At 66.6% G+C, this 20,759-nt stretch carries 22 protein-coding genes and 1 pseudogene; 12 read left to right on the forward strand and 11 right to left on the reverse strand.

Annotation, left to right across the window (positions count from 1 at the left end; genetic code table 11):
• Position 1: 1 nt before the first annotated feature.
• From DID99_RS07775 to DID99_RS07785, 3 genes are all read right to left on the reverse strand, one after another.
• Positions 2 to 589, reverse strand: coding sequence for a YSC84-related protein (locus DID99_RS07775; RefSeq protein ID WP_124570148.1), 588 nt, complete (start codon positions 587 to 589; stop codon positions 2 to 4).
• A gap of 231 nt (positions 590 to 820) precedes the next feature.
• Entirely contained in the window at positions 821 to 1,279 is a 459-nt protein-coding gene (locus tag DID99_RS07780) for a membrane protein (protein WP_044843642.1), read from the reverse strand.
• Between the two features lie 320 nt (positions 1,280 to 1,599).
• Entirely contained in the window at positions 1,600 to 1,890 is a 291-nt protein-coding gene (locus DID99_RS07785; RefSeq protein ID WP_044843641.1) for a PsiF family protein, read from the reverse strand.
• Positions 1,891 to 2,153: 263 nt separating this feature from the next.
• Between DID99_RS07785 and DID99_RS07790 the strand changes: the two genes are divergently transcribed.
• Positions 2,154 to 3,176, forward strand: coding sequence for an asparaginase (locus DID99_RS07790; protein ID WP_124666454.1), 1,023 nt, complete (start codon positions 2,154 to 2,156; stop codon positions 3,174 to 3,176).
• A gap of 210 nt (positions 3,177 to 3,386) precedes the next feature.
• Here the strand turns inward: DID99_RS07790 and lysM are convergent, their stop codons facing one another.
• The 4 genes from lysM to gcl form a co-directional block, all read right to left on the reverse strand.
• The gene (gene lysM, locus DID99_RS07795; RefSeq protein ID WP_124570146.1) at positions 3,387 to 3,857 is read right to left on the reverse strand and encodes a peptidoglycan-binding protein LysM; all 471 of its coding nucleotides are present in this window, start codon (positions 3,855 to 3,857) and stop codon (positions 3,387 to 3,389) included.
• Between the two features lie 460 nt (positions 3,858 to 4,317).
• Entirely contained in the window at positions 4,318 to 5,211 is an 894-nt protein-coding gene (locus DID99_RS07800) for a 2-hydroxy-3-oxopropionate reductase (protein WP_124666455.1), read from the reverse strand.
• Positions 5,212 to 5,250: 39 nt separating this feature from the next.
• Entirely contained in the window at positions 5,251 to 6,060 is an 810-nt protein-coding gene (gene hyi, locus DID99_RS07805; RefSeq protein ID WP_124520198.1) for a hydroxypyruvate isomerase, read from the reverse strand.
• A gap of 44 nt (positions 6,061 to 6,104) precedes the next feature.
• Entirely contained in the window at positions 6,105 to 7,880 is a 1,776-nt protein-coding gene (gene gcl / locus DID99_RS07810; protein WP_044843636.1) for a glyoxylate carboligase, read from the reverse strand.
• A gap of 171 nt (positions 7,881 to 8,051) precedes the next feature.
• Here gcl and DID99_RS07815 point away from each other — a divergent pair, with 171 nt between their 5' ends.
• The 10 genes from DID99_RS07815 to DID99_RS07860 all read left to right on the forward strand — a co-directional run bounded on the left by DID99_RS07815 (position 8,052) and on the right by DID99_RS07860 (position 15,693).
• Positions 8,052 to 8,963, forward strand: coding sequence for a LysR family transcriptional regulator (locus DID99_RS07815; protein WP_044843635.1), 912 nt, complete (start codon positions 8,052 to 8,054; stop codon positions 8,961 to 8,963).
• Positions 8,964 to 9,125: 162 nt separating this feature from the next.
• On the forward strand, positions 9,126 to 9,767 hold the full coding sequence (locus tag DID99_RS07820; RefSeq protein WP_124666456.1) for an RNA polymerase sigma factor: 642 nt from the start codon (positions 9,126 to 9,128) through the stop codon (positions 9,765 to 9,767).
• Complete coding sequence (locus DID99_RS07825) at positions 9,757 to 10,665, forward strand: zf-HC2 domain-containing protein (protein WP_124666457.1); 909 nt, start codon at positions 9,757 to 9,759, stop codon at positions 10,663 to 10,665. Before DID99_RS07820 ends, DID99_RS07825 begins: the two co-directional genes overlap by 11 nt.
• 241 nt (positions 10,666 to 10,906) lie before the next feature.
• Positions 10,907 to 11,281, forward strand: coding sequence for a 30S ribosomal protein S6 (gene rpsF / locus DID99_RS07830; protein WP_006755436.1), 375 nt, complete (start codon positions 10,907 to 10,909; stop codon positions 11,279 to 11,281).
• 40 nt (positions 11,282 to 11,321) lie between these two features.
• Positions 11,322 to 11,621 carry a primosomal replication protein N gene (gene priB, locus DID99_RS07835; RefSeq protein WP_031399239.1) on the forward strand — a complete coding sequence of 100 codons (300 nt, stop codon included), beginning with the start codon at positions 11,322 to 11,324 and terminating at the stop codon, positions 11,619 to 11,621.
• A gap of 4 nt (positions 11,622 to 11,625) precedes the next feature.
• On the forward strand, positions 11,626 to 11,901 hold the full coding sequence (rpsR, locus tag DID99_RS07840) for a 30S ribosomal protein S18 (RefSeq protein ID WP_004193360.1): 276 nt from the start codon (positions 11,626 to 11,628) through the stop codon (positions 11,899 to 11,901).
• 27 nt (positions 11,902 to 11,928) lie between these two features.
• On the forward strand, positions 11,929 to 12,381 hold the full coding sequence (gene rplI, locus DID99_RS07845; RefSeq protein WP_059449913.1) for a 50S ribosomal protein L9: 453 nt from the start codon (positions 11,929 to 11,931) through the stop codon (positions 12,379 to 12,381).
• 135 nt (positions 12,382 to 12,516) lie between these two features.
• Positions 12,517 to 13,899, forward strand: a complete 1,383-nt coding sequence (locus DID99_RS07850) for a replicative DNA helicase (protein ID WP_044847233.1) — start codon at positions 12,517 to 12,519, stop codon at positions 13,897 to 13,899.
• 146 nt (positions 13,900 to 14,045) lie between these two features.
• A complete protein-coding gene (locus tag DID99_RS07855) occupies positions 14,046 to 14,672 on the forward strand; it encodes a DUF47 domain-containing protein (protein WP_044847234.1) in 627 nt (208 codons plus the stop codon).
• A 10-nt stretch (positions 14,673 to 14,682) separates the two neighbouring features.
• Entirely contained in the window at positions 14,683 to 15,693 is a 1,011-nt protein-coding gene (locus DID99_RS07860) for an inorganic phosphate transporter (protein WP_044847235.1), read from the forward strand.
• A gap of 120 nt (positions 15,694 to 15,813) precedes the next feature.
• Here the strand turns inward: DID99_RS07860 and DID99_RS07865 are convergent, their stop codons facing one another.
• Together DID99_RS07865 and DID99_RS07870 are read right to left on the reverse strand one after the other, a co-directional pair.
• A complete protein-coding gene (locus tag DID99_RS07865; protein WP_124570143.1) occupies positions 15,814 to 16,887 on the reverse strand; it encodes a C40 family peptidase in 1,074 nt (357 codons plus the stop codon).
• A 239-nt stretch (positions 16,888 to 17,126) separates the two neighbouring features.
• A complete protein-coding gene (locus DID99_RS07870) occupies positions 17,127 to 18,947 on the reverse strand; it encodes a PhoH family protein (RefSeq protein WP_124570142.1) in 1,821 nt (606 codons plus the stop codon).
• Between DID99_RS07870 and DID99_RS38340 the strand changes: the two are divergent.
• Positions 18,897 to 19,090, forward strand: a pseudogene (locus DID99_RS38340) (hypothetical protein). The gene DID99_RS07870 and the pseudogene DID99_RS38340 overlap by 51 nt on opposite strands.
• 193 nt (positions 19,091 to 19,283) lie before the next feature.
• Here DID99_RS38340 and DID99_RS07880 read toward each other — a convergent pair.
• Both DID99_RS07880 and DID99_RS07885 read right to left on the reverse strand, forming a co-directional pair.
• A complete protein-coding gene (locus DID99_RS07880; RefSeq protein ID WP_006756046.1) occupies positions 19,284 to 19,745 on the reverse strand; it encodes a peroxiredoxin in 462 nt (153 codons plus the stop codon).
• Between the two features lie 108 nt (positions 19,746 to 19,853).
• The gene (locus DID99_RS07885) at positions 19,854 to 20,750 is read right to left on the reverse strand and encodes a polysaccharide deacetylase family protein (protein WP_059529808.1); all 897 of its coding nucleotides are present in this window, start codon (positions 20,748 to 20,750) and stop codon (positions 19,854 to 19,856) included.
• Positions 20,751 to 20,759 lie beyond the last annotated feature (9 nt).

Consider the following 20,759-nt stretch of genomic DNA (forward strand, 5'->3'; position numbering starts at 1 on the left):
GTCAGATCTTCAGCTTCGTGACCTTCGTGCCGTTGATCGACACGTCGCCCATCAGGCCGGCGTTGGTCAGCACGATGACCTGGACCGGCGCGGTAGCCGTGGTCGTGTCGACCGCGCCGTTCGCGCCCATCTTCACGAGCGCGACCGATGCGCCGGCGCCGGCAGCCCAGCCGTCCGAGCCGCGGAATTCGTCGAGCGCTTCCTGCGTCATGAACAGGAACACGATCGCCTTCGACTGCGCACCGGCCTGCAGGCCGACCGACAGCGACGACGTGTTGTAGTAGCCGACGGTGCTGCCGCCGACGCGCAGCGCGCCGTTGCCCGACTGGCCGCCGACGATGAAGCCGGCCTGCAGCACGTCCGGGAACACGAGCACGCCGCGCGACTTCGCGACGAGTTCACGCGAACCCTTGACCGTGGAATACATGCGCGACAGCGTGGCGTCGACGCTGGAATCGATCGCCTGACGCTTCGACGCGTTGGTCGCGGCGTTGTCGGGCTTGTCGGGGGTAGTGGTGCAACCGGTGAGCGCAAGGCTGCCGACGACGAGCGCAGCGGCGGCTTTCAGCACGAGGTTCCGTTTTTGCATCGTTCTTCTCCATCGGATGACGTTCGGAGTGAGTCTCGCTCACGGAGCGGATCACGTCGGCAGTTATATCACAACGGATTACAACCCCATTTCGTGCGCGCATGAAAAGGCGCCGAATCGGTTTGCGGTGTCGCGGCGCACCAACGGACGGACCGGCGCGCGCACGGCGATATGTCGCTACATCGCGCGACGGCCGGGGCGGGCGGGAACGGCGGGGCCGGCAGGTGCAGGTCAGTGCGTGACGGGCGGCGCCGGCGGGGTCGGCGGCTTGATCGGCGGGCGCCGCAACGCGCGGCGGATCAGCGCGATCACGACCCCGCACGCGAACAGGAACGCGGCCGGCACGACCCAGTAGCCGACGAACGCGTGCCACAGATAGCCGGCGAGCGTGTTGCGGCGCACGACGTATTCGTCGCGGGCCGCCTGCTGGCGTGCCGCGTTGGCGGCCAGCACGTCGGCCGGGCAGCCGGCCGCGCGCGCCGCGTCAGGATCGCCGTGGCACTTCGTGGCGGCGCCGGCCGCCTGCTGCGCATCGGTGAGCTGCCAGGTGGTCAGCGCGAGTTGCAGGTCGGCCTTGTTGTACGCCATTTCCTCGCGGATCTCGCGCACGGCGACGATCGCGACGGGCACGGCCCAGAACACGATCACGATCAGCCAGCGGCGGAACCAGCGGTGTTGTCTCCATGCCATCCATGCCTCCGTTCGACGCGGTGTGCGCGTCCGTCTCGAGGGCGGCCCGATGGCGCTTCTTGTACTTGGGTGGGCCGCGTTGCAGCCATCATAGAAGAAATCGCGGCGAATTGCCGCACCATGTGGCGGCATTTGTACGGCGTGCTGGGGAAGCGGGGCGGGCAGGCGGCGCAGCAGGTCGCGACGACGGCAGCGACGGTGCCGCCGGCCGGCGCGGCGACGCATTCGGCGTCATCGCGTGCGTCGATGCGCGTGCAACGAAAACAAAAATGCCGCGCCCGCCGAAGCGGTGCGCGGCATTCGCGCGGGAGCGCCGGAACTCAGGCGGCCGGCTGGCTGCTCAGGCAGCTCTTCATGAACGCCTTGCGGTCGTCGCCCTTCTTGTCGGCGGCCTGCGTGTTGCACGCCTTCATCTTTTCCTGCTGCGACATCTTCTTCGCGGGCTTGGCCGACAGGCAGTCCTTCATGAACGCCTTGCGTTCATCGCCCGTCTTGCCGGCGGCCTGCGTGTTACAGGCCTTCATCTTGTCCTGCTGGCTGTTCGCCGCGAAAGCGGGGGAAGCCAGCATGCCGCCGAGAAGCACTGCGGCTACGAGCGATTGGATTTTCATTTCGACACTCCCATGGGGTGAATTGCGTTTTATATCGACGCCGTCACGAAGCCCGGCGCAACGGGAACAGGGCCACATCACGCCGCGCGCTCCGATTATGGCAAATCAATGTGAAAACACCAAAACGGCATTCCTATAACGCGGCGGGCGACGTGGCCGTTGACGGCGTGCGTCCCGCGGCGATCGGGACTAACCATGATGCGCGGCGGCCGGCGGCGGCCGTATCTACCGGATGCCGGCCGCGAGCCATTACAATCGCGGCCATGAATACTCCGAAACCCGCATCCCCTTCGTCCGCGCCGGCCCTGCCGCGCATCGCCGTACTCGCCACCGGCGGCACGATCGCCGGCGCCGCGCCCGACGCCGCCAGCACGGCCGGCTATCAGGCCGGCGCGCTCGGCGTCAATTTCCTGCTCGACGCGGTGCCGGCGCTCGCGTCGGTCGCACGCATCGATGCCGAGCAGGTCGCCAGCATCGACAGCAAGGATCTCGCGCTGCCGCTGTGGAATACGCTCGCCGCGCGCATCGACGCGCTGATGGCGGATCCGGCGATCGACGGCATCGTGATCACCCACGGCACCGACACGCTCGAGGAAACCGCCTACGCGCTGCATCTGGTCGTGACCGGCGACAAGCCGGTCGTGCTGACGGCCGCGATGCGGCCGGCCACCGCGCTGTCGTCCGACGGCCCGCTGAACCTGCTGAACGCGGTGACCGTCGCCGCTCACCCGGCCGCGCGCGGCCAGGGCGTGCTCGTCGCATTCAACAACCGGATCCACGGCGCGCGCGACGTCGTGAAGACGAGCACCTACGCGGTCGATGCGTTCCAGTCGCCGGAACTGGGCGCGCTCGGCTGGGTGCAGGACGGCCGCGTCGAATTCGCGCGCCGCGTGACGCGCTCGCGCGATGCGCGACTGGCGATCGCCGCGGCGTGGCCGCCGGTCGAAGTCGTCGCGAGCTATGCGGGCGTGACGCGCACGGCCGTCGATGCGCTCGTCGCGGCCGGCGTGCGCGGCCTCGTCGTCGCGGGCACCGGCAACGGGTCGATCCATGCGACGCTGCAGGCGGCGCTCGCCGATGCGGTGAAGGCGGGCGTCGCCGTGGTGCGTGCGTCGCGCGTCGGCTCGGGGCACGTGATGCGCAACGGCGCCGCGAACGACGACGCGCTCGGTTTCGTGAGCGCCGGGTCGCTGAGCCCGTTCAAGGCACGCGTGCTCCTGATGCTCGCGCTCGCGAACGGGATTCACGAGCGCGACGCGCTGCAACGCGCATTCGACACGCTGTGACCGCTGGCCGCCGATCGGGCGGCGCGCGGCGTGGATGAAAAAACAGCGCCTCGTGAACGGTTTGCGCAGCAGATTCGACTGCTCGCCCGCGGCGAGCCTGCAACCCTGATGCCAAAAAGACGAAACCCCACGCTCCGAAAAACGTGGGGTTCGTCAGCAGTCCGGGCAGGCCATTGGCCTGCCTTTTTTGCGTCAGTGCCGCGCGAATGCTCAGGACTGCGGCGGAATCACGAGCTTCTGGCCCGGATAGATCCGGTCCGGGCTCGACAGCATCGGCTTGTTCGCCTCGAAGATCGCCGGGTACTTGTTCGCGTCGCCGTACACTTCCTTGGCGATCGCCGACAGCGTGTCGCCCGGCTTCACGTCGTGGTACTGAACTTCCTGATCGTCCGGCTGCAGGTCGTCGTCGTTGACGCCCGCGACGCCTTGCACGTTGCCGGCCGCGACCTTGACCTTCGCCTTCGTGTCGAGATCGGCGACGCTGCCCGACAGCGTGACGGTGCGCGACGCGCCGTCGAACGCGACGCTCAGGTTCGACGTGTCGAGACCTTGCGTGCTGATGTAGTTCTTGATCGCGTCGGCCGCGGTCTGGTTCGCGGCATTCGGATCTTCCGCTGCTTGCGCATCGGCGTGACCCAGCAGTTTTTCACCCGCCTCTTTGATAAACGAAAGAAGACCCATCGCTGCACTCCCTAGGTGGTTGAAAAGAAAACGCGCCGTGAAGTGGCGAAAAAAACACCGCGCTGGGCGCGCTCACCGGAGCGAGCGCCAAGCGCGGCGGTTTTCTCGAAAGGCGTGGCGAAAGTGTAGGCGTTCAACGCGACGATTGCATGAAAAATCGCACGCGTGAACGTAAAGAAATGTAATACGCGAAATCCGACAGGCGGACACCCGACGACGACGTCTGACCGACCAAGGCTTCCCCGGCGCCGCCGGGTGCCGCTGCGGACCCCACCACGCCGCTCTCAGCCCAGAGCGGCGTTTTTCGCCCCGTCGCGCACGCGTTTCGGCGATACGCGGCGGGGCGCCCCACCGTGATGCGCGCATCGTCGCGCATCGATGCGACCGGCCGTGACCGGATCGCTTGTATTCGTCGCGCGCGTTCCGCCGTTGCAGCGAAACGCGCGTCGTTGCGTCCGCGTTACGCGGCCGGCGTCTGGCCGATCTCGAAGTTCGACATGATCTCGAGCGCACGCACGAGTGCCGAGTGATCCCATGCCTTGCCGCCGTGCGAGGCGCACACGCTGAACAGCTGCTGCGCGCTCGCCGTGTGCGGCAGCGCGAGGCCGAGCTTGCGTGCGCCGTCGAGCGCGAGGTTCAGGTCCTTCTGGTGCAGCTCGATGCGAAAGCCGGGATCGAACGTCCGCTTGGTCATGCGCGCGCCGTGCACTTCGAGGATGCGCGAGGCGGCGAAGCCGCCCATCAGCGCCTGGCGCACGCGCTCCGGATCGGCGCCCGAGCGTGCGGCGAACAGCAGCGCTTCGCCGACCGCCTCGATGTTCAGCGCGACGATGATCTGGTTCGCGACCTTGCAGGTCTGGCCCGCGCCGTTCTCGCCGACGAGCGTGATGTTCTTGCCCATCTTCTCGAACAGCGGCTTCGCGCGTTCGAACGCCTTCTCCGGGCCGCCGACCATGATCGTCAGCGTCGCTTCGCGCGCGCCGACTTCGCCGCCGGACACCGGCGCGTCGAGGTAGTCGCAGCCGAGCGCATTGATCTGCTTTGCGAACTCCTGCGTGTCGAGCGGCGAGATCGAGCTCATGTCGATCACGAGCTTGCAGGCGCTCAGGCCCTTCGCGACGCCGTCGTCGGCGAACAGCACGTTACGCACGTCGGGCGTGTCCGGCACCATCGAGATGATGATGTCGGCGTTCTGCGCGACTTCGGTCGAGTTCGCGACGACCTTCGCGCTCGCGCGCAGGTCGTCGGGAATCGGGAACGCACCGTTCACGACGAGCTGATGATCGCCCTTGAGCAGGTTGCGCGCCATGTGCGCGCCCATGATGCCGAGGCCGATGAAACCGATGGTTGCCATGTGAAAGTCTCCTATAGGGGCGAAAGGGAAGAGCGGATCTCAGGCGGCGCGACGCGCCGAGCCCGGTGCGCAGCCGGCGACGCTTTGCAGCCAGCCGAGCCCTTCCGTCGTGGTGGTGCGGGGCTTGTATTCGCAGCCGACGTAGCCGGCATAGCCGAGCCGGTCGAGCAGCGCGAACAGGAACGCGTAGTTGATCTCGCCCGTGCCCGGCTCGTTGCGGCCCGGGTTATCCGCGAGCTGGACGTGGCCGATCGAGGCGAGGTTGCGTTCGATCGTCGCGGCCAGTTCGCCTTCCATGCGCTGCATGTGATAGATGTCGTACTGCAGGAACAGGTTGTCCGAGCCGACCGCGCGGATCACGTCGAGCCCTTCGGACGAGCGGTTCAGCGCGAAGCCCGGGATGTCGAAGCCGTTGCACGGCTCGACCAGCAGGCGGATGCCTTCGCGCTTCAGCGCATCGGCGGCGAAGCGCAGGTTGTCGACGATCGTGACGAAGGTCTTGTCGCGCGCGGTGCTCGCCGACGGGATGCCGACGAGGCAGTTCAGTTGCGGCACCTTGAGCGCCTTCGCGTACTCGATCGCACGGCCGACACCTTCCTGGAACTCGCCGACACGATCGGGCAGGCACGCGATGCCGCGCTCGCCCTGGTCCCAGTTGCCGGCCGGCAGGTTGTGCAGCACGAGGCGCAGGCGGTGCGTCTCGAGCCGCTCGGCGAGTTCCTCTTTCGCGTACGGGTACGGGAACAGGAACTCGACGGCGTCGAAGCCCGCGTCCGCGGCCGCCTTGAAGCGGTCGAGGAACGGCACTTCGTTGAACAGCATGGTCAGGTTTGCAGCAAACTTCGGCATGAGCTAAGCCTCTTCGGTCGGTCAGTCAAAAAATGGCGTGCGGATCAGTCGAGCATCGAGATCGCGGTCGGCGCGTGCTCGGCCTTCTCGGCGAGTTCCTCGAATTCGTTGATCGCGTCGATTTCGGTGCCCATCGAGATGTTCGTCACGCGCTCGAGGATCACTTCGACGACGACCGGCACGCTGAATTCTTCCGCGAGCGTTTGCGCCTGGCGCAGCGCCGGCTCGATCTCTTCCGGCTTGAACACGCGCAGCGCCTTGCAGCCGAGGCCTTCGGCCACCGCCACGTGATCGACGCCATAGCCGTTCAGCTCCGGTGCGTTGACGTTGTCGAACGCGAGCTGCACGCAGTAGTCCATGTCGAACGCGCGCTGGGCCTGGCGGATCAGGCCGAGGTACGAGTTGTTCACGACGACGTGCACGTACGGCAGCTTGAATTGCGCGCCGGCGGCCAGTTCCTCGATCATGAACTGGAAGTCGTAGTCGCCGGACAGCGCGACGATCGGACGGCGCGGGTCGGCCGCACGCACGCCGAGCGCGGCGGGGATCGTCCAGCCGAGCGGGCCGGCCTGGCCGCAGTTGATCCAGTTGCGTGCCTTGAACACGTGCAGGAACTGCGCGGCGGCGATCTGCGACAGGCCGATCGTGCTGACGTAGCAGGTATCGCGGCCGAACACCTTGTTCATCTCTTCGTACACGCGCTGCGGCTTGACCGGCACGTTGTCGAAATGGGTCTTGCGCTGCAGCGTGCGCTTGCGTTCCTGGCACTCGGACACCCACGCGCTGCGGTCCTTCAGCTTGCCGGCGGCCTTCCATTCCTGCGCGACCGCGACGAACAGCTCGAGTGCGGCCTTCGCGTCGGACACGATGCCGAGATCCGGGCCGAACACGCGGCCGATCTGCGTCGGTTCGATGTCGACGTGCACGAACTTGCGGCCCTTCGTGTAGACCTCGACGCTGCCCGTGTGGCGGTTCGCCCAGCGGTTGCCGATGCCGAGCACGAAGTCGGACGCGAGCATCGTCGCGTTGCCGTAGCGATGCGACGTCTGCAGGCCGACCATGCCGGCCATCAGCGGGTGGTCGTCCGGAATCGCGCCCCACGACATCAGCGTCGGGATCACCGGCACGCCGATCGTTTCGGCGAATTGCACGAGCAGGTCTTCGGCCGCTGCGTTGAGCACGCCGCCGCCCGACACGATCAGCGGCTTGTCCGCGTCGTTGAGCATCGCGAGCGCCTTCTCGATCTGCGCGCGGGTCGCCGCGGGCTTGTAGACCGGCAGCGGTTCGTACGTGTCGATGTCGAACTCGATTTCGGCGAGCTGCACGTCGATCGGCAGGTCGACCAGCACCGGGCCCGGACGGCCCGAGCGCATCAGGTGGAACGCCTGCTGGAACACGCGCGGCACGAGCGCCGGTTCGCGCACGGTGACGGCCCACTTGGTGACGGGCTTCGCGATCGACTCGATGTCGACGGCCTGGAAGTCTTCCTTGTACAGGCGCGCACGCGGTGCCTGGCCCGTGATCGCGAGGATCGGAATCGAGTCGGCCGATGCCGAGTAGAGGCCGGTGATCATGTCGGTGCCGGCGGGGCCCGACGTGCCGATGCACACGCCGATGTTGCCCGGTGCGGCACGCGTGAAGCCTTCGGCCATGTGCGACGCGCCTTCGACGTGGCGCGCCAGCACGTGGCTGATGCCGCCCGACTTGCGCATCGCGGAATAGAACGGGTTGATTGCTGCGCCCGGCACGCCGAACGCGGTCTGGATGCCTTCCTTCTCGAGCACGAGTACGGCTGCGTCGACGGCTCTCATCTTGGCCATGAATGTCTCCTTGGATAGTTGGATCTTGCGAATCGGTCTGTTGGGAACACTTTAGGGACGCAAGAAAGGTTTGATAAGATCAGCCGAAGTCGCTTATTTCGAAACTAAAAGTATGGAATGACGGCCGGACGGGGCTTCCCGCCGGTGTCGGAGCCGGGACGGAGACGGGAAATGGATCGTTTCAAGCAGATCGAGACGTTCGTGCGGGTCGCGGACGCGGGCAGCCTCGCGGCGGCCGCGCTCGAGGAGGGCGTGTCGCCGGTGGTGCTCGGGCGGCGCATCGACGCGCTCGAGAAGCGCCTCGGCGTGAAGCTGATGTATCGCTCGACGCGCCGGCTGGTGGTCAGCGAGGAGGGCGCCGCGTTCCTCGAGCGCTGCCGCGGGCTGCTGTCCGAATGGGACCAGGCCGAGAACGAGCTGGCCGCCGGCCGGCGCGCGGTCAGCGGGCACCTGATCGTGTCCGCGCCGGCCGCGTTCGGCCGCAAGCACGTCGCGCCGCACGCACCCGGTTTCCTCGTCGACAAGCCGGAAATGCAGCTGTCGTTCAACCTGACCGACCGCGTCGTGGATCTCGTGCGCGAAGGCTACGACCTGTCGATCCGGATTGGCGGCTCGGTCGATCCGAACTTCGTCGCGGTGAAGCTCGCGTCGAACCGGCGCGTCGTGTGCGGCACGCCCGCGTATTTCCGCAAGCACGGCCGGCCGAAGTCGCTCGACGACCTGCTGAAGCACAACTGTCTCGCGTTCAACCTGCAGGGCGGCCAGAACCGCGGCTGGTATTTCCAGCGCCACGGCAAGATCGTGACGATGCGGGTGGCCGGCAATCTCGACTGCAACGACGGCGAGCTGCTGCATCGCTGGGTCGCGGAAAGCCTGGGGCTCGGCTGGCGCTCGACCTGGGAAATCGCCGCGCAGCTCGAAACGGGCGAACTCGAAACCGTGCTCGACGAATTCGCGCTGCCGGACTACGACATCCTCGCGGTCTATCCGCAGCAGCGCTACGTGCCCGCGCGCGTGCGCTACTTCATCGACTACCTGCGCGAAGCGTATGCGCGCCCCGGCTACTGGAACAGCACGCCGTAACGGGCGCGGCGGTTTCCGGCATTTTTTTGCGCATCATCGGCTTCGTGCGGGAATAAACTCGACGCAGCGGCGGTAAGGTCATCGAGAGCGCCCGCTGCCGGTCTGTCCGGGCACCGGACGCGGAACGGGCGCGGCTTCGGCCGCCGGGACCAGGGAGGTCATGTGGGGCAAGCCGGACAGGCGGTCGACGAACGGGCGGAGGACGACGCGGTCGCGCGCGGCGAACGGTTTCGCGTGCTCGTGCTGCCGCATCTCGACGCCGCGTACAACCTCGCGCGCTGGCTGAGCGGCAATGCGGGCGACGCGGACGATGTCGTCCAGGACGCGTGCATGCGCGCGCTGCGCTTCGTCGACTCGTGCCGCGGCGACAACGCGCGGCCGTGGCTGCTGACGATCGTGCGCCACACCTGGTACACCGAGTGGCGCCGCCGCGCCCACGCGCACGAGGTCGCGCTGCCCGACACGCTCGACGACACGGAGGTGCCGGACGACTGGCAGCCGGCGACGGAGGATCCGCTCACGCACCTGTTGCGCGGCGAGAACATGCGGCTGGTGAACGCGGCGCTCGCGAAGCTGCCGCCCGAATACCGCGAGGTGCTGGTGCTGCGCGAGATGGAGGATCTGAGCTATCGCGAGATCGCGGCGATCGCCGACGTACCGGTCGGCACCGTGATGTCGCGACTCGCGCGCGGCCGGCGTCGGCTCGCCGCGCTGCTGGCCGGCACGCAGGCGCCGGCACCCGAACCCGCGCCGGGACGTGCGTCGGCAAGCGGAACCGCATCGGAGGCGATCGATGGACTGTAACGAAGCGCGCGCATTGCTGGACGCGGACGTCGACCGCGAGCTGTCGGCGCCCGATGCGTTGCGCGTCCAGCGGCATGTCGAAGGGTGCGACGCGTGCCGCCGCGAACGCGAGCGGATCGTCGCGCTCGGGCGCGCCGTGCGGCAGGCCGATTATCACCGCGCGCCGGAGGCGCTGCGCGCGAGCATCCTCGCGGCGCTGCCGGCGGCGGCCGGCGCGAACGCGCGCGGCCGGGCCCGCGTGGAACCGGCGCCGGACGACGCGGCGGCGCGGCCGCGGGCCCAGCCTCGGCCGACCGGTCGCCGCTGGTTCGCGTGGCTGGGCGGGCGCGGCGTGGCGGCTCGCCCGGCGTCGACCGGACCGGGGGCGGGCGTCGCCGCGCTGCCCGGGCTCGGCTGGGGCGTCGCGCTGCTGGTCGCGCTCGCGGCGGCGGCCGGGATGGCGCTGTCCGCCCGCCACGCCGCAACCGACCAGACGGTCGACGAACTGGTCGCGAGCCACGTGCGCGCCGGCCTGTCGGCGCGCGACATCGACGTGATCTCGACCGACCGGCATACGGTCAAGCCGTGGTTCAACGGCCGGCTCGACTATGCGCCGCCGGTCGAGGACCTGTCGGCGAGCGGCTTCCCGCTCGCGGGCGGCCGGCTCGACTACGTCGGGCGGCGCCGCGTCGCGGTGCTCGTGTACCGCTATCGTCAGCACGTGATCGACGTGTACGTGCAGCCGGCAGGCGTCGGGCGGGAGGCCGCGCCGTACGCGACCGTGTCGCAGGGCTACGCGCTCGACCGCTGGGAGGCGGCCGGGATGACGTGGTGGGCCGTGACCGACGCCGAGCCGTCGGCGCTGGCCGCGTTCAGGACGGCGCTCGACGCGCGGCTGGGCGGGGCGCGCGGCGAGTGACGGCGGGCCGCGTCGCCCGCCCCCAAGCGCGCGCCCGACACTCCGCCCCCATTTCCGAACGGTCGCGCCGACGGCGGCTTCAGCTGCCGGCACCATTCAAGTCGTTGAAAACATGGCCGAATCCGGTCGGAAATCGTCGATCGGTATTGCACGCGCCCCGTATCCGGGTTAGAATCTTCGGCTTCTCACTTGCCACACCGGTTCAGACGCCCGGGTGGCTTTAATCCACAAGGAGTGTGTAATGCGTCATTACGAAATCGTATTCATCGTGCACCCCGATCAGAGCGAGCAAGTGCCCGCGATGATCGAGCGTTACAAGACCACGATCACGACGCACGGCGGCCAGATCCACCGTGTCGAAGACTGGGGCCGTCGCCAGCTGGCCTACATGATCGAGAAACTCGCGAAGGCTCACTACGTCTGCATGAACATCGAGTGCGACCAGACGACGCTCGACGAACTCGAACACGCGTTCAAGTTCAACGACGCCGTGCTGCGCCACCTCATCGTCAAGATGAAGAAGGCCGAGACCGGCCCGTCGCCGATGATGAAGGAAGTTCAGCGCGAAGAAGCCAAGAAGGCGGCTGCAGCTCAGCCGACCGAAGCGCAGGCTTAAGTTCGTCACTCATTAAGCCATCAAGGAGCGCGTCACTCACGTGAACAGGTTGCAATTGACGGCGAGCGTCGTCGAACGCGCACCGGTGCGATATACGCCGGCGGGTGTTCCGATCGCAAGCGCCACGTTGCATCACCGCACGGAAGTCGTCGAAGCAGGCATTCCCCGTCAGGTCGAAATGACGATCGAGGCGGTGGCGGCCGGTGAGGCGAGCGGCAAGCTGGAGCGTCGTGAAATGGGCGTCGAAACGCTGTTCACGGGCTTCCTGGCAAAGAAGAGCCGCAACGCGAGAACCTTGGTGTTTCACATCACTGCATTGCAGGACATAGGAAAGGACTGAAATCATGGCCCGCCCGACTGGTAAGAAATTCGACAAGCGTCGTCAGCAACAAAACCCGCTCTTCAAGCGCAAGAAGTTCTGCCGTTTCACGGCTGCCGGCGTCGAGCAGATCGACTACAAGGACACGGAAACGCTGAAGGACTTCATCGGCGAAAACGGCAAGATCACGCCGGCTCGTCTGACGGGTACGAAGGCGCACTATCAGCGTCAGCTCGACACGGCAATCAAGCGTGCGCGTTTCCTCGCGCTGCTGCCGTACACCGATCAGCACAAGGCGTAACTCGGCGACGCCATAAGGAGAATTCGAATGCAAATCATTCTGTTGGAAAAAGTCGCCAATCTGGGCAACCTCGGCGATATCGTCAAGGTCAAGGACGGTTACGCTCGCAACTTCCTGATCCCGAACCGCAAGGCTCGCCGTGCAACGAAGGAAGCGATCGCCGAATTCGAAGTTCGCCGCGCTGAACTCGAAAAGATCGCCGCTGAAAAGCTGGCAGCATCGCAGGCAGTCGGCGAGAAGCTGAACGGCCAGTCGTTCGAAATCACGCAGAAGTCGGGCGTCGACGGCCGTCTGTTCGGCTCGGTCACGAACGGCGACGTCGCGGAACTGCTGAAGAAGGCAGGTTTCGAAGTCGAGAAGCTGCAAGTTCGCATGCCGGAAGGCCCGCTGAAGATGATCGGCGAGCACGTCGTTCAGATCGCGCTGCACACGGACGTCGTCGTCGACGTCACGATCAACGTGATCGGCGACCACGCGTAAGCGTATGCAAGCTTTCCGGGCGGCTTCCGCCGTCCGGACAAGGGCAGGCGCCCGGGCAACCGGGGCCTGCCTTTTTTATTGCCCGATCGCCGGAGCGGTAGCGCTGCTGCGATCTATTCGCGATAATCCCAACCCATGAACGCGCCGCAAGATCCTCAAATCGAATCGCTGAAAGTCCCGCCGCATTCGGTCGAAGCCGAGCAGTCGGTGCTCGGCGGCCTGTTGCTCGACAACGCGGCATGGGACCGGATTGCCGACTTCCTGTCGCAGGGCGACTTCTATCGCTACGACCACCGGATCATCTACGAGCACATCGGCCGGCTGATCGCGTCGACGCGCCCGGCCGACGTCGTGACTGTGTACGAAGCGCTGACCACGTCCGGCAAGGCCGACGACGTCGGCGGCCTCGCGTACCTGAACGCCCTCGCGCAGAACACGCCGAGCGCCGCGAACATTCGCCGCTACGCGGAAATCGTGCGCGACCGCGCGGTGCTGCGCCGGCTCGTGTCGGTCGCGGACGAAATCTCGGCCGACGCGTTCAATCCGCAGGGCAAGGAAGTTCGCCAGCTGCTCGACGAGGCCGAGTCGAAGGTGTTCTCGATCGCCGAAGAGGGCGCGCGCGGCAACCAGGGCTTCCTCGAGATCGGGCCGCTGCTCACGCAGGTCGTCGAGCGCATCGACACGCTGTATCACACCGCGAACCCGAGTGACGTCACGGGCACGCCGACGGGCTTCGTCGACCTCGACCGGATGACGTCCGGGATGCACGGCGGCGAACTGATCATCGTGGCCGGAAGACCGTCAATGGGGAAAACGGCCTTTTCCATGAACATCGGCGAATACGTCGCCGTCGAGTACGGGCTGCCGGTCGCGGTGTTCTCGATGGAAATGCCGGGCACCCAGCTCGTGATGCGTATGCTCGGCTCGATCGGCCGGCTCGACCAGCACCGGATGCGTACCGGCCGGCTGACGGACGAGGACTGGCCGAAGCTGACGCACGCGGTGCAGAAGATGAGCGAGGCGCAGCTCTTCATCGACGAGACGGGCGGCCTGAACCCGATGGAATTGCGCTCGCGCGCGCGGCGTCTCGCACGTCAGTGCGGCAAGCTCGGCCTGATCATCGTCGACTACCTGCAGCTGATGTCGGGTTCGTCGCAGGGCGAGAACCGTGCGACCGAAATTTCCGAAATCTCGCGATCGCTGAAGAGTCTGGCAAAGGAGCTGGACGTGCCGGTGATCGCGCTGTCACAGCTGAATCGCGGGCTGGAGCAGCGTCCGAACAAGCGTCCGGTGATGTCGGATTTGCGTGAATCGGGCGCAATCGAACAGGATGCGGACGTGATCCTGTTCATCTACCGTGACGAGGTCTACAACCCGGACAGCCCGGACAAGGGCACGGCCGAAATCATCATCGGCAAGCAGCGTAACGGCCCGATCGGACCCGTTCGGCTCACGTTTCTGGGCCAATACACGAAGTTCGACAACTTTGCGGGGGCGCAGAACTTCTACGGCGAGTAACACTTCTACGCCGGTTGTAAACCCTTATTTCGCCAAGCGTTGTATCCAATCCCGGCGCGCGCATATGCGCGCGTCGCGGCGCAACCGAAAACGGTACAATATCGCCCGTTTTCGTGACAGTCGTTTGACAATCTCTCAGGAATCCCATGTTCGGTCGATTCATGCCCACCGAGGGCAAGTTCTTTGAACTCTTCAACGCGCACGCGAAGCACATCGTTTCCGGTGGCCGCGAGCTCGAACTGCTGATCGACAATCTCGCCGACGCCGAGATTCACAAGCAAAACGTGCAGACCGCCGAGAAGGCCGCTGACAAGCTGACGCATGAAGCGATCGATCTGCTGCACAAGACCTTCATCACGCCGCTCGATCGCGACGAGATCCACAAGCTGATCACGACGATGGACGACATCCTCGACCTGATGGAAGACGTCGCGACGGCCGTGTCGCTGTACGACGTGCAGTCCGTCACGTCCGAGGCGAGCCAGCTCGCGCACATCGTCACGCAGTCGGCGCAGCACGTGCAGCAGGCCGTCGGATTGCTGTCCGACATGAAGCAGTCGGCGCAGATCCTCAAGCAGTGCGAGGAGATCGACCGCTGGGAGTCGGAGGCCGATCGCGTGCTGCGCGCGGCGATGTCGAAGCTGTTCCGCGAGGAAGACGACGTGAAGACGCTCATCAAGCTAAAGGCGATCTACGAACTGCTCGAAGAGATCACCGACAAGTGCGAGGACGTCGCGAACATCATCGAAGGCATCGTGCTGGAAAACGCCTGAGCGGACCACGATGCATTCGATACAACTCGCCCTATGGATGGTCGCGACGCTGGTGCTCGTCGCGCTCGTATTCGACTTCATGAACGGCTTCCACGACGCGGCGAACTCGATCGCCACCGTCGTGTCGACCGGGGTGCTGAAGCCCCAGCAAGCCGTGGTGTTCGCGGCCGCGTTCAACGTCATCGCGTATTTCATCTTCCACCTGAAAGTCGCCCAGACTGTCGGTAAAGGCACGATCGATCCCGAGATCGTCGACCACTATGTCGTGTTCGGCGCGCTGGTCGGTGCGATCGGCTGGAACGTGATCACGTGGTACTACGGGATTCCGTCGAGCTCGTCGCACGCGCTGATCGGCGGCCTCGTTGGCGCGGCGCTCGCAAAGTCGGGCTGGAGCTCGCTGAACATCGACGGGCTGCTGAAGACGATCGCGTTCATCTTCATTTCGCCGCTGCTCGGCTTCATCCTCGGCTCGCTGTTCATGCTCGGCGTGTCGTGGCTGTATTTCCGCACCGCACCCAGCAAGGTCGACCGGCGCTTCCGGCGGCTCCAGCTGCTGTCGGCCGGCCTGTACAGCCTGGGCCACGGCGGCAACGACGCACAGAAGACGATCGGCATCATCTGGATGCTGCTGATCGCGTCGGGCTATGCGTCGGCGACGTCCGATGCGCCGCCCGCGTGGGTGATCGGCGCGTGCTACCTGTCGATGGGGCTCGGCACGCTGTTCGGCGGCTGGCGCATCGTGCGCACGATGGGCCAGAAGATCACGAAGCTCAAGCCGGTCGGCGGTTTCTGTGCCGAAAGCGGCGGGGCGATCACGCTGTTCATCGCGTCGTTCCTCGGCATTCCGGTGTCGACCACGCACACGATCACCGGTGCGATCGTCGGTGTCGGCGCCACGCAGAAGCTGTCGGCCGTCCGCTGGGGCGTCGCCGGCAACATCGTCTGGGCGTGGGTGCTGACGCTGCCGGCGGCCGCGCTGTTCGCGGCCGGCGGATGGTGGCTCGGGCACCAGATCTTCTGATATCGACGCTGCCGGATCGATACGCGCAATGCGCCGCACACCGAAAGGTTGCGGCGCATTTTCTTTGCGCGGTCGGGAAAGTGCGACGACGGGCGGCGGCGCTGCGGCGGATGACGCGGATCAGTAACTGCCGTTCGCGAAGCGGGCGATCGGATCGTCGGCGGTGGCGGTGCGCGGGCTGATCGGTGCGGATTGCGTCGACGCCCGCAGCACCTGCACGGGCTCGGTGTCGCGCAGCGACGGCGCGGCGGCCGCGGGCGGCGGTTCCGCGTCGAACGCGGCAGCCTGGGCGGCCGTCAGCGCGGTGGTCGGAATCTGCGTGCCGGTCTCGGTGGGGCCTGCCGGCCCCGGATTCGCCGTCGTAGCGATCATGTCGCCATTCACGGACGTTGCCTGCTGCTGCGCGGTCAGCACGCGCGGCGGCGGTTCGTACGGATCGGCGGCGGGGGCGATTGCCGCGGCCGTCGGGGCAACTGCCGCGGTCGACACGACCGGAGCGGCTTGCGTGACCGGCGCGGGCGACGGCGCGACGCCCGCCTGAGACGCGGCATACGCAGAGGCAGGCCGTCGCGACGCGGCTGCCGCGACGACAGGCGCTGCCGCCGGCACATCGCGCCGCGCCTCGTAGGTCGGCGCATCGAACGGCCCGGGCGCACCGCGCGGCGGCGCGACGCGGCGAATGCCGTCGAAGCGCTTGGCCCAGTACGGGTTCGTCAGGTAGTCGAGCCGCACGGTGCCGCCGGTCGACGGCGCGTTGACGAAACGCAGCTTGCCGACATAGATGCCGACGTGCGAATGCGGGCGGCCGGTCGTATTGAAGAAGATCAGGTCGCCCGGCGCGACCTGGTCGGGGTCGATCGACACGCCGCGGCTGCTCATGTCGGCGGTCGTGCGCGGCAGGTCCACGTCGGCCGCGCGGCCGATCACGTAACGCACCAGGCCGCTGCAGTCGAAGCCGCTCGTCGGCGTGTTGCCGCCCCAGCGGTACGGCACGCCGACGAGGCTCATCGCCTGGATCGAGATCTCTTCCTGGCCGACGCTGTGGTCGACGAATTTCGGGAAATTGGCGGGTGCCGGGAAGGCGCGCGGCGTCGTGATCTTCATGCCGGAGGTGCGCGAGGCCGACTGCGGCGGCACGCTGGAGCAGGCCGCGAGCAGTGAAACGACGGCGACGGGAACCCAGATTCGAAGCATGACAAGGCGGACGAGCGCGGCGCGCTCGCGAATCGTATGACAACAGACAGACCCGATGGTAGACGTTCCGGCGGGGCTTAGGCAACCATTCCTGAGAATTTACTTGAAGTTTCGCGTGTAAGTGAGGTTGTTGCGTAACGAAGCATGACCAACGTTTTCGACCCCAAAAATGAAAACGGCGCTCCGGAAACCGGAGCGCCGCGTGGCGTCGGAGGCCGGCGGGCAGCCGGCGTATCGCGTTACAGGATGTCCGACGCGTAGTCGGCGAGCCGCGAGCGTTCGCCGCGCGCGAGCGTCACGTGGCCGCTGTGGCCCCAGCCCTTGAAGCGGTCGACGACGTAGGTCAGGCCCGAGCTGCCTTCGGTCAGGTAAGGCGTGTCGATCTGCGCGATGTTGCCGAGGCACACGATCTTCGTGCCCGGGCCCGCGCGCGTCACGAGCGTCTTCATCTGCTTCGGCGTCAGGTTCTGCGCTTCGTCGATGATCAGGTACTTGTCGACGAACGTGCGGCCGCGCATGAAGTTCATGCTCTTCACCTTCAGGCGCGAACGGATCAGCTCCTGCGTCGCCGCACGGCCCCATTCGCCGGCTGCGTCGTCGGTCTTCTGCAGCACTTCGAGGTTGTCGTCGAATGCACCCATCCACGGCTGCATCTTCTCTTCCTCGGTGCCGGGCAGGAAACCGATGTCCTCGCCGACGGGCACGGTCGCGCGCGTCACGATGATCTCGTTGTAGCGCTTGTCGTCGAGCACCTGCGCGAGGCCGGCCGCGAGCGCGACGAGCGTCTTGCCGGTGCCGGCCTGGCCGAGCAGCGTGACGAAGTCGATCTCGGGGTTCATCAGCAGGTTCAGCGCGAAGTTCTGCTCGCGGTTGCGCGCGGTGATGCCCCACACGTTGTTCTTGTGGTGGCTGTAGTCGCGCAGCGTCTGCAGCAGCGCCGTCTTGCCGTTCAGCTCGCGCACGATCGCGTGGAACGTCGGCTCGCCGTTCTGCGGCTCGAGATAGACGAACTCGTTGACGAGCATCGACCCGCAGAGCGGGCCCGTCACGCGGTAGTACGTGGTGCCCGTCTTCGTGTCCTGCCAGCTCTCCATCCCCTTCGCGTGTTTCGTCCAGAAGTCCTGCGGCAATTCGCGCACGCCGCTATAGAGGAGATCCTTGTCCTCGAGGACCTGGTCGTTGAAGTAGTCTTCCGCGGGCAGGCCGAGCGCATGCGCCTTGATGCGCATGTTGATGTCTTTCGACACCAGCACGACCTGGCGGTCCGGCCGGTCGCGCTGCAGCGCGCGCACGACGCCGAGGATCTGGTTGTCGGCCTTGCCTGCGGGCAGGCCTTCGACCGGTGCGATGTCCGCGAGCCTGGTCTGGAAGTAGAGGCGGCCGAGCGCCTCGCGGCTGCCGAGACGCGACAGCGGAATGCCGTCGGAGATCGGGCCGCCGTCGGCGACCAGCGCGTCGAGCGTGCGGCTCACCTGGCGCGCGTTGCGCGCGACTTCGGACATCCCCTTCTTGTGGTTGTCGAGTTCCTCGAGCGTCATCATCGGCAGATAGACGTCGTGTTCCTCGAAGCGGAAGAGGCTGCTCGGGTCGTGCATCAGCACGTTCGTGTCGAGCACGAACAGCTTCTGCAATTCGGCCTCGGCCGCCTTGCGGCTGCGCGACTTCGTCGCGGCACCGGCATCGCGTGCGCTCGCGGTGGTCGGCTTGCCGGCCGCGGGCTTGTCGTTGCGTGCGACGACCGGCGCGGCGGGGGCGGCGGGGGCCGCCGGTTCGACCGGCGCCGGCATCGGCTGCAGCAGCGCGGCCGTCTGTCTGGTTTTGCGACCGCGGGCGGGCGTGCCCGCGGCTTCTTGCGTCGACGCCGCGACGGCGCGCAGCGGCGCGGCCGTGTTCGCGGCTTCGGTCATCGGTTGGGCCACGCTGGCCGGGCCATATTCTCCGGCTGTGGAGGCGTCCCCTTCGGCGGATTTCTTCGCGGCTTTCGCGGGCCGCGCTTTCGCCTTGTATTCATCGGGCGGCAGCAGGCTGCCGAGCTTGCTGGGGGCAGTAGGCAAAGGCATGGTGTCCCTCGGGAGGAATCGTGTCGCATGGCGTGCGCCGCTGATCGCATCCTGCGTGACGTGGAAGGTGCATGCAGTTTGCGCGCGGTGGCGCACAGGAAATTCGTCTAGCCGGTTCGCCTAAGTGTCGATCAGCTCCTTGACGGGGTGAGGGGCCGGACCGAGAGCCGGCGCGCAGTCCATAAAAAAAGCCGCTGCCCCGGGGACCGGGACATGCGGCTCGGCTGATACCGTCGTGATGCGCGTCAGGTGCCGGAAAGCATCGCAACGGGCACCGGCGCAGCTACGAGAAATATGGGGCGAACTGGCATTCATTGCGGCCCAATATAACGCGGCTCAAAGCGCTTGTACAGCACTTAGCACGTCGTCCACGTGACCGGGCACCTTGATGCCGCGCCATGCCTGGCGAAGTACGCCGTCGGCGTCGATCAGGAACGTTGAACGCTCGATTCCGCGCACTTCCTTGCCATACATTTTCTTCATCTTGATGACATCGAACAGCGCGCACAGCGCCTCGTCGGCATCGGAAATCAGCGGGAACGGCAGTTCGAGCTTCGCCTTGAAATTGTCATGCGAGCGCAGGCTGTCGCGCGACACGCCGATCACTTCGGCGCCGGCCTTCTTGAACTTCGGATAGAGATCGCGGAACTGCAGGCCTTCGGTGGTGCAGCCCGGCGTGTTGTCCTTCGGATAGAAATACAGGACGAGCTTCTTGCCCTTGAGGTCGGACAGCGAAATGTCGCCGCCCGTCGCCGGTGCGGTGAAATCGGGAACTTGACGGTCAACTTCGACGGACACGAGTTTCTCCTGTTGTTATGGAAAGGCGCCGCTCGGGCGGCGCGGTTCGGCGGGGCGTCGCGGCGGCACGCCGCAAGGGCAGGGCAGGCGGCGCGGGTGCGCGCGAACTCAGTCGGGCTGGACGATCAGCTCGCCGGAGCGGCCGGGAATCTCGCCCCACGTGACAGGGTACGATGGCAGCGAGTCGCGGTCCAGCGTCGCGTGGTAGTCGCCCATCGTCGCAAACGTATGGCCCTGTGCGCGCCAGCCGGCGAGCAGCTGCTCGAATACCGGCGCGAGCTTCTGGCCTTCCAGTTCCGCATGCAGCGTGAACACCTGGTCGTGCGGATTGGTTTCCGTGAACTTCAGGATGTGCGCGGCGACGTTGTGCGTGTCGATGCCGTCGATGCCGAGCACTTCGTCGAGGGTCGGCAGCGTGGTCGGCATCTGCACGTGCGACAGCGTGCGGCCGCCGACCACGGGCAGATACGGCGAATGGCCGCGGCCGTCGGATGCGTAGCGCATCCCCCACGCGTCGATCTGCTCGAACGCCGCGTCGTTCATCTGCCAGCCGGCCGCGCCGTGCGTGACGGGTGGCGCGCCGAAGACGTCGACGAAGCGCGCATGGCTCTTCTGCATTTCACGCGCGGTCCAGTCGCGATCGCGCACGCGCACGTTGTCCTGCCAGTACACGTGATCCCACGTATGGATCCCGCATTCGAAGCCGGCCTCGTGGATCGCGCGCATGTCGGCGATCGCGCGGCGGCCGATGTCGGGGCCCGGCAGCAGCACCCCGTACATCAGCTGCTTCACGCCGTAGTGCTCGACCACCGACGTGCGCGACACCTTCTTCAGGAAGCCAGGGCGGAACACGCGCCGCAGCGCCCAGCCCGTGTGATCGGGCCCGAGGCTGAAGAGGAAGGTCGCGCGCGCGCTGAAGCGGTCGAAGATGCGCGCGAGGTTCGGCACGCCTTCGCGCGTGCCGCGCAGCGTGTCGACGTCGATCTTGAGGACGATACGAGCCAAGCGAGCGTC

The organism is Burkholderia sp. Bp8986, from assembly GCF_003854225.1.
Taxonomy (GTDB): domain Bacteria; phylum Pseudomonadota; class Gammaproteobacteria; order Burkholderiales; family Burkholderiaceae; genus Burkholderia.

Excerpts from the sequence above, each read along its gene's own strand:
- hyi (WP_124520198.1), bottom strand. The coding sequence starts at position 6,060 with ATGCCGAAGTTTGCTGCAAACCTGACCATGCTGTTCAACGAAGTGCCG.
- DID99_RS07780 (WP_044843642.1), bottom strand. The coding sequence starts at position 1,279 with ATGGCATGGAGACAACACCGCTGGTTCCGCCGCTGGCTGATCGTGATC.
- DID99_RS07850 (WP_044847233.1), top strand. The coding sequence starts at position 12,517 with ATGAACGCGCCGCAAGATCCTCAAATCGAATCGCTGAAAGTCCCGCCG.
- DID99_RS07775 (WP_124570148.1), bottom strand. The coding sequence starts at position 589 with ATGCAAAAACGGAACCTCGTGCTGAAAGCCGCCGCTGCGCTCGTCGTC.
- DID99_RS07860 (WP_044847235.1), top strand. The coding sequence starts at position 14,683 with ATGCATTCGATACAACTCGCCCTATGGATGGTCGCGACGCTGGTGCTC.
- lysM (WP_124570146.1), bottom strand. The coding sequence starts at position 3,857 with ATGGGTCTTCTTTCGTTTATCAAAGAGGCGGGTGAAAAACTGCTGGGT.
- rplI (WP_059449913.1), top strand. The coding sequence starts at position 11,929 with ATGCAAATCATTCTGTTGGAAAAAGTCGCCAATCTGGGCAACCTCGGC.
- DID99_RS07825 (WP_124666457.1), top strand. The coding sequence starts at position 9,757 with ATGGACTGTAACGAAGCGCGCGCATTGCTGGACGCGGACGTCGACCGC.
- DID99_RS07855 (WP_044847234.1), top strand. The coding sequence starts at position 14,046 with ATGTTCGGTCGATTCATGCCCACCGAGGGCAAGTTCTTTGAACTCTTC.
- DID99_RS07865 (WP_124570143.1), bottom strand. The coding sequence starts at position 16,887 with ATGCTTCGAATCTGGGTTCCCGTCGCCGTCGTTTCACTGCTCGCGGCC.
- rpsR (WP_004193360.1), top strand. The coding sequence starts at position 11,626 with ATGGCCCGCCCGACTGGTAAGAAATTCGACAAGCGTCGTCAGCAACAA.
- DID99_RS07870 (WP_124570142.1), bottom strand. The coding sequence starts at position 18,947 with ATGCCTTTGCCTACTGCCCCCAGCAAGCTCGGCAGCCTGCTGCCGCCC.
- gcl (WP_044843636.1), bottom strand. The coding sequence starts at position 7,880 with ATGGCCAAGATGAGAGCCGTCGACGCAGCCGTACTCGTGCTCGAGAAG.
- DID99_RS07815 (WP_044843635.1), top strand. The coding sequence starts at position 8,052 with ATGGATCGTTTCAAGCAGATCGAGACGTTCGTGCGGGTCGCGGACGCG.
- DID99_RS07800 (WP_124666455.1), bottom strand. The coding sequence starts at position 5,211 with ATGGCAACCATCGGTTTCATCGGCCTCGGCATCATGGGCGCGCACATG.
- rpsF (WP_006755436.1), top strand. The coding sequence starts at position 10,907 with ATGCGTCATTACGAAATCGTATTCATCGTGCACCCCGATCAGAGCGAG.
- DID99_RS07785 (WP_044843641.1), bottom strand. The coding sequence starts at position 1,890 with ATGAAAATCCAATCGCTCGTAGCCGCAGTGCTTCTCGGCGGCATGCTG.
- DID99_RS07790 (WP_124666454.1), top strand. The coding sequence starts at position 2,154 with ATGAATACTCCGAAACCCGCATCCCCTTCGTCCGCGCCGGCCCTGCCG.